Source organism: Vibrio eleionomae, assembly GCF_009874545.1.
GTDB lineage: Bacteria > Pseudomonadota > Gammaproteobacteria > Enterobacterales > Vibrionaceae > Vibrio > Vibrio nitrifigilis.
In genome coordinates this window covers 1-13,327 of record NZ_WEKT01000057.1, presented here as the reverse complement: position 1 = coordinate 13,327, position 13,327 = coordinate 1, and the positions used below count along the sequence as shown (strand labels likewise).

General features: G+C 43.3%; 11 protein-coding genes, 1 riboswitch and 1 other annotated feature. Of the genes, 1 reads left to right on the top strand and 10 read right to left on the bottom strand.

Annotation, left to right across the window (positions count from 1 at the left end; all coding sequences use genetic code 11):
• Positions 1 to 144: 144 nt before the first annotated feature.
• Positions 145 to 2,370, bottom strand: coding sequence for an NADP-dependent isocitrate dehydrogenase (locus tag F9817_RS20040; protein ID WP_161157950.1), 2,226 nt, complete (start codon positions 2,368 to 2,370; stop codon positions 145 to 147).
• 525 nt (positions 2,371 to 2,895) lie between these two features.
• On the opposite strand from F9817_RS20040, the gene rluE reads away from it, so the two are divergent.
• Positions 2,896 to 3,591, top strand: a complete 696-nt coding sequence (gene rluE, locus F9817_RS20035) for a 23S rRNA pseudouridine(2457) synthase RluE (RefSeq protein ID WP_161157949.1) — start codon at positions 2,896 to 2,898, stop codon at positions 3,589 to 3,591.
• Positions 3,592 to 3,643: 52 nt separating this feature from the next.
• Here the strand turns inward: rluE and hisIE are convergent, their stop codons facing one another.
• The 9 genes from hisIE to F9817_RS19990 all read right to left on the bottom strand — a co-directional run bounded on the left by hisIE (position 3,644) and on the right by F9817_RS19990 (position 12,765).
• The gene (gene hisIE, locus F9817_RS20030) at positions 3,644 to 4,276 is read right to left on the bottom strand and encodes a bifunctional phosphoribosyl-AMP cyclohydrolase/phosphoribosyl-ATP diphosphatase HisIE (RefSeq protein ID WP_161157948.1); all 633 of its coding nucleotides are present in this window, start codon (positions 4,274 to 4,276) and stop codon (positions 3,644 to 3,646) included.
• Positions 4,273 to 5,046, bottom strand: a complete 774-nt coding sequence (gene hisF / locus F9817_RS20025; RefSeq protein ID WP_161157947.1) for an imidazole glycerol phosphate synthase subunit HisF — start codon at positions 5,044 to 5,046, stop codon at positions 4,273 to 4,275. The genes hisIE and hisF overlap by 4 nt, the downstream gene beginning before the upstream one ends.
• On the bottom strand, positions 5,028 to 5,765 hold the full coding sequence (hisA, locus tag F9817_RS20020; RefSeq protein ID WP_161157946.1) for a 1-(5-phosphoribosyl)-5-[(5-phosphoribosylamino)methylideneamino]imidazole-4-carboxamide isomerase: 738 nt from the start codon (positions 5,763 to 5,765) through the stop codon (positions 5,028 to 5,030). The genes hisF and hisA overlap by 19 nt, the downstream gene beginning before the upstream one ends.
• A 41-nt stretch (positions 5,766 to 5,806) precedes the next feature.
• On the bottom strand, positions 5,807 to 6,418 hold the full coding sequence (hisH, locus tag F9817_RS20015) for an imidazole glycerol phosphate synthase subunit HisH (protein ID WP_161157945.1): 612 nt from the start codon (positions 6,416 to 6,418) through the stop codon (positions 5,807 to 5,809).
• Positions 6,419 to 7,492, bottom strand: a complete 1,074-nt coding sequence (gene hisB / locus F9817_RS20010) for a bifunctional histidinol-phosphatase/imidazoleglycerol-phosphate dehydratase HisB (RefSeq protein WP_161157944.1) — start codon at positions 7,490 to 7,492, stop codon at positions 6,419 to 6,421. It lies immediately after the preceding gene.
• Positions 7,493 to 7,544: 52 nt separating this feature from the next.
• A complete protein-coding gene (gene hisC, locus F9817_RS20005) occupies positions 7,545 to 8,585 on the bottom strand; it encodes a histidinol-phosphate transaminase (protein WP_161157943.1) in 1,041 nt (346 codons plus the stop codon).
• 2 nt (positions 8,586 to 8,587) lie between these two features.
• Entirely contained in the window at positions 8,588 to 9,883 is a 1,296-nt protein-coding gene (hisD, locus tag F9817_RS20000) for a histidinol dehydrogenase (protein WP_161157942.1), read from the bottom strand.
• 4 nt (positions 9,884 to 9,887) lie between these two features.
• Complete coding sequence (gene hisG / locus F9817_RS19995) at positions 9,888 to 10,784, bottom strand: ATP phosphoribosyltransferase (protein ID WP_161157941.1); 897 nt, start codon at positions 10,782 to 10,784, stop codon at positions 9,888 to 9,890.
• Between the two features lie 52 nt (positions 10,785 to 10,836).
• Positions 10,837 to 10,973, bottom strand: a sequence feature (His leader region).
• A 199-nt stretch (positions 10,974 to 11,172) separates the two neighbouring features.
• The gene (locus tag F9817_RS19990; protein WP_161157940.1) at positions 11,173 to 12,765 is read right to left on the bottom strand and encodes a Na+/H+ antiporter NhaC family protein; all 1,593 of its coding nucleotides are present in this window, start codon (positions 12,763 to 12,765) and stop codon (positions 11,173 to 11,175) included.
• A gap of 119 nt (positions 12,766 to 12,884) precedes the next feature.
• Positions 12,885 to 13,067: riboswitch (Lysine riboswitch) on the bottom strand.
• Positions 13,068 to 13,327 lie beyond the last annotated feature (260 nt).

Sequence of the window (13,327 nt, the reverse complement as noted above, 5' to 3'; positions counted from 1 at the left end):
ATAGCAGTATCACCTTTGCAATCTAGGTAACGTTGATCTCAACGCTGCTGTGATTGACATAAAAAACCCGCTAGCGCGGGTTTTATTGTTTTTACTCAATACCCATGCAGTTGTAACCGACAATGAGTATTTCATTAACACTAATTAAGCATCAATAATACTGTTCAACGTTGCACTAGGGCGCATTAATGCAGCCGCTTTAGCAAACTCAGGTAAGTAATAACCACCTAAATCGCCAGGAATACCTTGTGCACCATTAAGTTCAGCAACGATGGTAGCCTCGTTTTCAACCAGCTTTTCAGCAATTGTTTTAAACTGTTGTGCTAATTCTGGATCTGTGCTTTGAGCCGCTAACGCTTGAGCCCAATACATTGCTAGATAAAAATGACTGCCTCGGTTATCTAACTCACCCACTTTACGCGATGGGGATTTATTGTTATCGAGGAACTCACCTGTGGCTTTATCTAATGCATCTGCCAATACTTTCGCCTTAGCATTGCCCGCAGCATCGCTTAGATGCTCCAGAGAAGCCGCGAGAGCGAGGAATTCACCTAATGAATCCCAACGTAAGTGATTTTCTTTTTCAACCTGCTGAACGTGCTTAGGCGCAGAACCACCAGCCCCTGTTTCAAACAAGCCACCACCATTCATTAATGGCACGATAGACAACATTTTTGCTGATGTACCCAATTCTAAAATTGGGAATAAATCAGTGAGGTAGTCACGCAGTACGTTACCTGTCACAGAAATGGTGTCTTTACCTTCTTTGATGCGTTTTAGTGACAGCAATGTTGCGTCCACTGGAGACAAAATTTGAATATCCAGTCCTGCTGTATCGTGTTGTGGTAGGTACTCATTGACTTTCTTAATCAGCTCAGCATCATGAGCACGCGCACTGTCTAGCCAGAATACAGCTGGTGTTTGGCTAGCACGGGCACGGTTAACCGCCAGTTTAACCCAATCTTGAACCGGCGCGTCTTTTACTTGGCACATACGGAATATATCACCGGCTTCAACAGGTTGTGCCAGTAGTACCTGACCTTCAGCATCTACGATTTGCACTTCGCCCGCTGCGTCAAGAATAAAGGTTTTGTCATGTGAACCATATTCTTCCGCTTTTTGTGCCATCAAACCAACGTTAGGCACGCTGCCCATCGTGGTTGGATCAAATGCGCCATGTTCTTTACAAAAATCGATGGTGGTTTGGTATACGCCTGCATAGCAGCGATCAGGAATCAATGCTTTAGTATCTTTCTGCTTGCCATCTGGTCCCCACATTTGACCCGATGAACGAATCATTGCAGGCATAGAAGCATCAACAATCACATCGCTTGGTACGTGAAGGTTGGTAATCCCACGATCCGAATCCACCATAGCTAATTCAGGCTGAGCTTGATAAACAGCGGCAATCGCATCTTCAATTTCTTTGCGTTTGGCGTCGGGAAGCGTTTGAATTTTCGCGTAAACATCACCAAAACCATTGTTTACATCAACGCCTAATTGGGTAAATAAGTCTGCGTATTTATCGAACACATCTTTGAAATACACTTTAACAGCGTAACCAAAAATTACCGGGTCTGACACTTTCATCATGGTCGCTTTCATGTGCAGTGAAAGCAACACATCTTGTTGTTTAGCTTCAGCAATCTGTTGTTCAAAAAAGCTGACCAACGCATTTTTACTCATCACTGACGCGTCGATGATTTCTTTATCTTGCAGTGCAAAAGACTTTTTCAGTACTTTTTTCGTACCATCTTTTGCTACAAATTGGATAGTAACATCGGTGGCTTTGTCTAACGTCACAGATTTTTCTGAACCAAAGAAGTCATGCTCAGCCATGCTAGCAACATGAGATTTAGAGTCTTTACTCCAAGCCCCCATGGAATGGGGATTTTTCTTCGCATAGTTTTTAACTGATGCAGGCGCACGACGGTCAGAGTTACCTTCACGTAATACTGGGTTTACCGCACTACCTTTAATTTTGTCGTACGTTGTTTTGATTGCTTCTTCATCGTATGAGCTTGGCTCATCTGGATAATCAGGAAGATCATACCCTTTGCTTTGTAGCTCTTTGATTGCGGCGCGCAATTGAGGAACTGATGCTGAGATATTTGGCAGCTTAATGATATTAGCTTCAGGAGTTTGAGCTAAATCACCAAGTTCAGCTAGAGCATCTGCAATACGTTGTTCAGGTTTAAGATGCTCGGGGAAATTAGCAAGAATACGTCCAGCTAGAGAGATATCTCGAGTATCTACATTAATCCCGGAAGATGCTGTAAAAGACTGAATAATAGGCAATAAAGAGTATGTTGCCAGTGCCGGTGCTTCATCAGTGATCGTATAGATGATCGTTGGTTTTTTTGTAGGCATGAACTTTCCCTATATGTTCTAATCACACGACACAGAAACTGTCGTGTTTTTGGCGGTTCTGGTGACTGCACATGATTTTAGGATATCGAAGGTCATCATGAACGGATCACAATAGCCAAGATAGGCAGATGAAATCATGTATTTCACCAGTGTGTGTCACTCTTGATGATTTTAGTTTAGAACAATATGAATCGAATTATCGTCCTTGAGTGCACACGAGACGTTGTGCTCTGTGCAAATAGTTTGCACGCCGAGTATACATTGAATGATTTCGCACTGAAACCATGCCAATACATGGTATGATTTATCGAAATTTCGCCGCATCAGTCACTTTTCATAGGTAACTTGATGAAGTGCGATTATACCCAGTATCTTTAGATTTGTGGGAATATAAATAACGAATTCCGATGCCGGAGTCCATTAGCTTTCGCATCACACCCGTTTTTGTGCATGAAATCATAACGTAAAGTTCGATAGCAAAAAACGATCGCAGTGAAAAATTTACATTTTTGCAAGGTAGTTAACATGTCATCTCGCCCATCCGGCAAACGTTCAAAAACTGCAGTAAGGTCCTCCACCCCAGCTCGTCGCTCTCATTCTAACGACAAAAAACGTTACACTAAGCCTCAGAATAAGCGTCCTTCTCAAACTAATAGAAAACCACGCATTAGTCCTGATGAACAAAAAATTATTATTTTCAACAAACCATTTGACGTATTGAGCCAATTTACTGACGGAGATGGACGTCAAACCTTAGCCGATTTTATCCCAGTAAAAGAAGTGTATGCCGCTGGTCGTCTTGATAGAGACAGTGAAGGATTAATGGTGCTAACTAATGATGGCGTTTTGCAAGCACGATTAACCCAACCAAAATCCAAATCACCCAAAACATATTGGGTACAAGTCGAAGGTGCCCCTAGCGAACAGGATTTAGATCACTTGCGCCAAGGGGTTGAGTTAAAAGACGGCATGACATTACCTGCTGAAGTGAACATCATTGACGAACCCACATCACTGTGGCCTCGTAACCCACCGGTACGTTTTCGAGCGGCAATCCCAACCACTTGGCTGGCGATTACCATTATTGAAGGACGTAATCGGCAAGTCAGACGAATGACCGCACATATTGGCTATCCGACGCTGCGCTTGATTCGCTATTCAATGGGTGACATTACATTAGGCGACTTAGCCAACGGTGAGTGGAAACAAATTCGCCCTTAGCAGAACATTCTCCTAAGGGCGATTCATATAATCTTTTGTCAGCAAAAGGACGTTATTTATGACGTTCTTTTAATTTATCAACCACATCACTCATGGATAAATCTTGGTCATTCAACAATACCAATAAGTGGTACATCAAATCGGCTGATTCACAAATCAATTCCTGCTTGTCACCCGCCGTTGCCGCAAGCGCAACTTCAACGCCTTCTTCACCGACTTTTTGCGAAATACGTTTGGTGCCACGGGCGTATAAACTGGCGGTGTAAGAGCTTTCGGGATCGGCCGATTTACGTTCGCCAAGCAGAGTTTCCAATTGATGAAGCCAAACCATTTGTGACTCTTCTTGTGCGTCGCCATCAAAACAGGTTGTCGTTCCTAAGTGGCATGTTGGGCCAATTGGGTTTGCTTTTACTAATAAGGTATCTTGGTCACAATCCAGCGCAATATTCTTTAACTGCAACACGTTGCCAGAGGTTTCACCTTTGGTCCATAGACGCTGTTTGGTGCGTGAGAAGAAGGTAACCTTTTCAGTATCAAGCGTTTTTTGCAATGCTTCTGGGTTCATGTATCCCATCATTAATACTTGGCTTGATTTGAAATCTTGTACAATCGCAGGGACTAACCCATCGACTTTTTCCCAATTCACTCTTTCGACTAGTGACTGACTTGTTGAATCTTGACTCATAGTCTTACCTCGATCCCTTCTTGTTTTAAGTATTGTTTTAATTCGCCAATATTAATGATTTGCTTGTGGAATACAGACGCGGCGAGTGCGCCATCCACATTTGCTTTTTGGTAAGCATCGCGGAAGTGAACCATTTCACCAGCGCCACCAGACGCTATCAACGGAACTTTACACACTTCACGCACCATATTAAGTTGATCTAGATCGTAGCCATTGCGCACGCCGTCTTGGTTCATCATATTCAGTACGATTTCTCCGGCGCCACGTTTTTGTACTTCTTGGACCCAATCTTTCGTTTCCCAACGCGTCGCTTTAGTGCGATGCTCATCTCCGGTAAATTGGTAGACTTGGTATTTACCCGTTTCTTTATCAAAGTAAGAATCGATCCCCACCACAATACACTGCACACCGAAGCGATCAGCCAGTTCAGTAATCAAGTCTGGGTTAGCGAGCGCGGGTGAATTGATCGAAACTTTATCTGCGCCAAATTCCAGAATACGCGCACAATCTTCAGCGCTACGAATGCCACCAGCCACGCAGAAAGGAATATCGATGACTTCAGCAACACGTGATACCCAACTTTTATCCACCACACGACCGTCGCTGGATGCCGTGATATCGTAGAATACCAACTCGTCGGCGCCCTCTTCTGCGTAACGTTTCGCTAGCGGTACGATATCACCGATGATTTCGTGGTTACGAAATTGAACGCCTTTCACCACTTGTCCATCTCGAACGTCAAGACAGGGAATTATACGTTTTGCCAACATGCGAATGCCTCCTCAGCGGTGAATTTGCCATCTAGTAGTGCGCGGCCGACAATCACGCCCGCTACACCTGTTCCTTTTAACGCTTCAATATCCGCTAAACTGCCGATACCACCTGAAGATTGGAACTGTACCTGTGGGTATTGTTTACAAAGATCAACGTACAACTCAACGTTAGAACCCGCTAACGTCCCATCGCGGGAAATATCCGTACACAACACATGTTGTAGGCCAACAGTAAGGTAATCTTCAATCAGCGCTTCGATGGTGACACCAGAATCTTCCTGCCAACCAGAAATAGCGACGTTACGTACCCCTTGATCATCAATATTGATGTCTAAAGCCAGCACGATGTGTTCCGCCCCATATTTTTGCATCCAACCTTTAACCATCTCCGGTTGTTTTACCGCGGTCGAACCAATCACGACTCGTTCTGCCCCAGCCTCAAGCAAACCTTTAACGTCGGCTTCTGAACGAACCCCTCCGCCTATTTGTACATTAGCAGGGGTACTCGCTATTAACTTGGCAATAAGGTCAAGTTGACGCGCTGAGGTATCTTTAGCACCGGTAAGATCAACAAGGTGTAACCAATTCGCTCCGGCTTGGTGATAAACAGCGAATTGTTCGGCCGGATCAACTTTGTATTCTGTTACTTGGCCATAGTCACCTTGATAAAGGCGCACTACCTGACCTTCAATTAAATCTAATGCGGGAATGATCATTTACACATCCTTTCACCCAATCCTTGATTCGGTGGTTATCCTTATAAATTCAGAAAATTAGCAATCAATTTAGCGCCAGCTTTAGAAGAGCGCTCTGGGTGAAATTGCACACCGTAATAGTTGCCACTTTGAATAGCCGCACTAAAAGGGTTGCCATAGTCGCCTTGGGCGATAGTGTAATCCCCGACAGGCATAGCAAAACTGTGGACAAAGTAGAAATGCTCGGTCTCTTCAATACCCGCGAACAACGGGTGCTGGTCAACCACTTTCACGGTATTCCACCCCATATGAGGGAGTGGTAGACCAGCTGTATCCATTTGTTTTACAACACCTTGACACAACCCTAAGCAATCCACTTGCGCGGTAGCATCAGAACGTTTTTCTTCAGAACGCAATCCGAGTAATTGCATACCCAAGCAGATGCCAAGAAGTGGTTTTTCCACTTTTTTGACTAACTCAATCAAACCACGCTCACGCAGGTTTTTCATCGCTTCGGTCGCCGTGCCGACACCAGGTAAAAACACCTTATCAGCAGCAAGCACAACTGCAGGATCCCGAGAAATAACAGCGTCATAACCTAGACGTTCAATCGCAAAACGTAGCGAGGAAATATTGGCGCAGCCGGTATCAATAATCACAACTTTTTGGGTCATTTATAGAACTCCTTTGCTGCTTGGCAATTCATTACCTTCCACTTTAATCGCTTGGCGTAATGTACGACCAAACGCTTTGAATAAGCTTTCGATAATGTGGTGATCGTTTTCGCCGTTAGACGAGAGGTGCAATGTACATGCTAATGTGTCAGTTAATGAGCGGAAAAAGTGATACACCATTTCCGTTGAGAAATCGCCCACTTGCTCGCGGCTAAACTTCGCGTCGAATTTCAAATAAGGACGACCAGATAGGTCGAGTGCGCACTGAGCTAAACATTCATCCATTGGTAAAGTAAAACCAAAACGACCAATACCACGTTTATCACCTAGCGCTTCTTTTAATGCTTGACCTAGCGCTAGCGCAGTATCTTCGACCGTATGGTGATCATCAATATGTAGATCGCCCGAGACTTGGCACACCATTTGGAAACCACCGTGAGTGGCAATTTGATCCAACATATGATCAAAGAAGCCAAGTCCTGTTGAGATTTGATTGCCGCCCTGCTCATCTAAGTTAACGGCAACTTTAATGTCCGTTTCTTTTGTTTTGCGCACGACTTCAGAGATACGCGGTTTGGTGGTGAGTAATGTTACAATGGCTGGCCAATTAAGCGTTTCTGGGTTGTACTGAATGCCTTGCACCGCCATATTTTGCGCTAATTGCATGTCGGTTGCACGGTCACCAATAACAGCTGATTGGGTAAAATCAATTAAGCCACCTTGGAGATAGTCTTTAACTAGCCCCAATTTAGGTTTACGACATGAGCAATTATCTTCTTCGAAGTGTGGGCAAAGTAATACGTCATCAAACTTAACCCCTTGTGAAGCAAAGATCTCCATCATCATATTGTGCGGCGCATCAAAATCTTCTTGTGGGTAGCTATCCGTTCCTAAACCATCCTGATTAGACACCATCACCAGACGGTATCCAGCGTTTTGCAAAGCAAGCAAGCTAGGAATGACAAAGGGTTCAAGCTTCAGTTTATCGAGGCGGTCCACCTGAAAATCAATGGGTGGTTCAACAATTAACGTGCCGTCACGGTCAATGAAGAGAATTTTTTGTTGTTTACTCACAGAAAGTTCCTTTTCTAAGAGGAAGCGTATTCACTCCCTCTCATATAATCAGTTATTGGTAGTAATTACGAATAAAGGCCAGTGTTTTTTCGCACTCTTCACGATTCCCTGCACTAATACGTACACAGTTTTTAATAGGTGAATTGCGTAAAATAATGCCTTCATTCCAAGCGGCTTTAAACAGCGCGTCACCATCAGGGAATTCAATCAGAATATAGTTACCCCAGCCATCAAATACGGTAATACCTTCAATCGCACTTAAACCCGCCTGCAAATAGGCTCGGTTGGCTGAAATATCCAATACCTGGAATTTTGTTCGCGCTAGACCAGCTTCGGATAAAGCTTGAACCGCAATTTCTGCTACGGGAATTGGCACAGGGTATGGTGCAATCACTTTCAATAGCACTTGGATTAATTCAGAATTTGCTAAGGTAAAACCACAACGTAACCCCGCCAGTGCGAATGCTTTTGATAACGTACGGAGAATCGCAAGGTGCGGATAGTGCGCTAATAAATCAACCGTGCTCGCTTCTAAACAGAAATCGATATAAGCCTCATCCATTACCACGATTGCGCGATCTTTGGTCATCTCTAGTAACTTAATAATATCGTTACGGTTAACCAAATTACCTGTTGGGTTATTGGGACTGCACACAAATACCAACTTAACGTTATCCAGATTACGTTCAATTTCCGGTAAGTTCAGTTGCCAATCGTCAGTCAATGGTACGGTTTTACGTTCCACTCCAAATGTTTCCGCGCTAATCGCGTACATTCCATAGGTAGGAGGACAGTATAAAATGGCGTCTTCACCCGCTTCACAAAACGCGCGCACTAATAATTCAATACCTTCATCAGAACCACGAGAAGTGAGCACTTGTTCCGGTTTTACGCCAGCATAACTTGCATAAGCATTAATCAATTCAGCCGGCTGACAATCACTGTAACGGTTTAAGTTATTGAGTGATAAATTGTATTCATTACCAAATGGCGATTCATTGGCGTTCAACCACACATCACCGGAGCCACCAATACGACGTGCAGAAAGATACGGAGTTAATGCTTGAACTTGTTTACGAGCTAACTTTTCCATGTCTATTGCTCCTTTTGCAGTTTTTCTACACGGATGGTGACGGCACGACGGTGAGCGTCTAACCCTTCCGCATTGGCAATTTCAACCACGGTAGGGGCAAGGCTTTGCAGGCCTGTTGCTGACAACTCTTGCACTGTCATACGTTTACTAAAATCTGCTAATCCAAGACTTGAATAGGTTCGAGTGTAGCCATACGTTGGTAGCACGTGGTTAGTACCTGAAGCATAATCACCCACTGATTCTGGTGACCAATCGCCTAGAAAGATTGACCCTGCGTTATCAAACAGTGGCACAAGCTCTCGTGGATTTTTAGTCTGTACGATTAAGTGCTCTGGGCCATAAAAGTTGGAGATAGATACGGCTTGGGTCAAAGACTCTGCGATAATAATTAAACTCGATGCCAACGCTTTTTGTGCAATCTCTTTACGCGAAAGTTCAGCTAACTGCTTTTGCACTGCATCGGTGACTTGGTCAGCAATCACAGGTGACGGCGTCACTAGAACCACTTGTGAATCTGGTCCGTGTTCAGCTTGGCTCAGTAAGTCCGCAGCAATAAAGTCAGGGTCAGCGTTTTCATCAGCAATCACCAATACTTCTGATGGACCAGCAGGCATATCAATCGCGGCACCGCGGAAATCATTACTCACTTGACGTTTTGCTTCTGTCACATACGCATTACCGGGACCAAAAATCTTGTCCACTTTGGTGACCGATTCTGTACCATAAGCCATCGCGGCAACAGCTTGACCACCGCCTAAATTGTACACTTCATCAATATTGCACAATTTAGCGACGTATAAAATTTCATCCGCAATAGGTGGTGGAGAACATAAAATCACTTTACGACAACCCGCTATTTGTGCTGGCACACCAAGCATAAGTACAGTAGAAGGCAGAGGCGCACTACCACCCGGAATATATAGCCCCACTTTGCTGATTGGACGAGTCACCTGCTCACACATGACACCAGGCATCGTTTCGACTTTTACTGGTTGTGGCTTTTGCGCTTTGTGGAATTTGCTGATATTCGCATAAGCCGCTTCTAGTGCTTGTTTCATTTCTGGTGTTAAACGAGCGCATGCTTGTTTAATGTCTTGCTCTGACACGCGCAAAGAGTCTGGTTTTACACGATCAAATTTTTCCGTTAATTCCCAAAGGGCTTTATCCCCTTCGGTACGAACTTTATTAATCACTTCAGAAACAGCAGCGGTAATATTCGCGCCTTCAGTAATAGCAGGACGCTCTAAAATAGTATCTTGTTGTTCTTCACTTAGGGATTGCCAAACGACTGTTCTCATTGTCTTACTCCATCATTTTTTCAATTGGTAGAACAAGGATGGAGCTGGCACCTAACGCTTTGAGTTGCTCCATAGTTTCCCAGAAAAGATTTTCTGCGCTGACTAGGTGTACTGCCATACGAGATTTGTCTGCAGAAAGTGGTAGTACGGTTGGGTCTTCAGCACCTGGTAGCAATGCGGTAATTTCAGCTAAACGTTCAACAGGAGCATGTAGCATAATGTATTTTGATTCTTTTGCCTGTTGAACCCCTTGCATACGAGTCAAAAGTTTATCGATTAATTTCGCTTTATCCGGAGCAAATTCACCAGCACGCTGAATTAATGTCGCTTTCGATTCAAAAATCACTTCAACTTCTTTAAGGCCGTTAGCTTCAAGCGTTGCACCTGTGGAGACCAAATCAGCAATTGCATCTGCGAGCCCAGCACGTGGAGCCACTTCCACTGAACCGGTTAACATACAAGTACTGAAATCGATACCTTGACGATCCATGTAAGCTTTCAGTAGTTGTGGATAGCTAGTCGCGATACGTTTGCCCTGGAGATCTTGAGGACCGTTGTATTCTTCATCTGAATCAATCGCAATCGATAAGTGACACCCACCAAAATCCATACGACGTAATGTTGTAAAATCGTTAGGTTCATTAAGTGCTTTACGATCGAGGCGTACTTCTTCTAGTTCGTTTTCGCCAATAAACCCTAAATCAACAACACCATCCATAATCAGACCTGGAATATCATCGTCACGAACGAGCAATAGGTCAATTGGCATATTTACCGAGTGAACAACTAAACGTTCACCCATAATGTTGAAGCGGACACCACATTGTTTTAATAAGCTTTGGCACTCTTTTGATAGGCGGCCTTTCTTTTGAATCGCGATACGTAGACGTTGTGATTGCATACATTCTTCCTTTGCAACTTTTTGAATTTAAACCAGTTCTTGTTGGACCAATATGAAAAAACCCTCGGGATTTAATGCTCCCGAGGGTTTGAAATCTGGCTATAAACTGATTTGACCACCGGGAGATTCCTGCCTCCCGGGTATGCGTACATCTCCCGAAAGACTGATTAGGGATGATGATGGTGATGATGAATGTTCATATCGAAGTTACGCATACTTATTTACTGTTTTTCGTTGGAATGGAAACACACTAACTAAGCTTGGCCCTTTTTTCAAGCCCTAATCCGACTTTTTTTATGACTTTTTTATTTTGTTTGGATATGAAATTGACAACATAAAAAAAGGAGGCTTAAGCCTCCTTTGATTAACAATTCTTTAAACTAGCAGATTATTTCGCTAAAGATTCTTTTGGTAACATTTTGCATCTTGAGATGCGTATCATCACACAACAAACCACAGCAAAAGTCGCAAAAGTCGCCAAGAATGAGATGCCGATTGAATCAGTCATACCCAGTACGATGTAACCAACCAACGCAATAAATGCTGTTGCTAATGCATAAGGTAACTGAGTAGCTACGTGATCGATATGATTACAACGCGCGCCCGTCGATGACAGAATCGTGGTATCAGAAATTGGTGAACAGTGATCACCAAATACAGAACCAGCCAGCACTGCACCCAGCATAGGCAACATAAGGGCAATGTCCGTCGCTCCGGCCATGTCACCCGCAATTGGCAACATAATGCCGAAGGTACCCCAAGAGGTCCCAGTCGCGAATGCCATAATACCTGACAAGATAAACAAAATAGCAGGAAGCCAGTTAGCATCGATATTATCTTGCACTAACGACGACATATAAGCACCAGTTTTCATATCACCAATCACAGAGCCAATGGTCCAAGCAAACACTAAGATGATAATAGCGCCAAACATGGATTTCGCCCCAACCCACAGAGTGTGACGAATTGCAGCCATCGCTAAGCGTTGTTTGAACACTGTGTATAGCGAAACAATTAAGCCAATCAGGCCACCGAATACCAAAGAAGTACCCACATCTGTATTTTCAAATGCGCCGAGCACGGCGAATGGCTTACCATCAGCGGCAAGAACTTGATTCCCCGTAAAGATCATCGCACTGACTGTCGCGATAATTAACATTACGATTGGCATAATCAAATCTGATACTTTACCGTGATCACTTTCTTCAATATCAAGATCTTCAGTTAAATCTTTAATATTACTATCACTATCAAACCCTACCCCATGAGAAGCTTCAATTTCATGTTGACGCATTGGGCCAACATCCATTTTGAACCACACAACGGCAAATACCATAAGTAGTGCAAAGATAGCGTAAAAGTTCATTGGTACTAAGCGCATATAAGCGCCCAAAGGCGAATATTCTGTAATGCCATGAGAGACTAAGATTCCACTTACAATAGTCATAATGTAAGCACCCCAGCTCGATGCTGGCATAACAACACACATTGGAGCAGCGGTCGAATCCAGAATATAAGCTAGTTTTGCGCGCGATACGTAAAAGCGATCGGTGACAGGTCGTGCAATCGAACCCACTGCTAGGCTGTTAAAATAGTCGTCGACAAAAATGAATACGCCTAAAAATGCAGCCAGTAATTTAGAACCGCGTTTACTTTTAACGCGAACTTGTGCCCAGTTTGCAAATGCACGTGTACCACCAGATAGCGTTAATAACGCTGTCATCATACCCAGCAGTAACAAGAAGCACAGAATACTCATGTTCCACGTATTAAGACCACTATCTTCTATAAAGACACTTTTTACCTGTGTCCCGATATAAACAGCAGCATTAATTGGGGAATAATTAGCAAGCAGAAATGCACCTAAACAAATACCAACACCCAGTGATACCAAAACTCGGCGAGTGATAATAGCAAGACTCAACGCGATTACCGGAGGTAACAGCGCCAGTGGTGAGGCAGAAAAATCGATTAAATTCATGATCTTCAAAAACCAAAATAGTTGGCGAGAGATCTACTGCAGACTATTACACGTAATATTTTTATAGTAACGTGTAATAATGTTGAACCAAGCGAAAGGGAAGCGAACACTTCACCCAACCCTACAGTAGCGCTCCATAGTTTAACAACAAAATAGACTATGGCAGTGTTGTATTTATTTAATACAACCCCAGCAGATAAACGTGATAGGTTTATTCACTTCGGCGGTATTGCCTTTTACTATGATTCATTGACATCACTCCAATCATAGCTACTGATCAATCCCGCGCCTCTACGTTGACGAAAACAATACCCTTATATAAATATTGAGTATTTAAGCTTCATCACATTAGGTGGCGCTATTGTACTTATAGAAAACATCAATGCAACTATCGATTTTTGTGATTAATGTTTAATCACACCTTAGTCTATTCATATTCTATTAGCTATAATTAAGTCACTTATGCAATAAAATTCTTAAAAAAGAGTATGATTTACGTTTGTTGACATTTATGAAAAAAAATAATTAGCGTTAATTGACACACTAATGAACTTTTTTATCC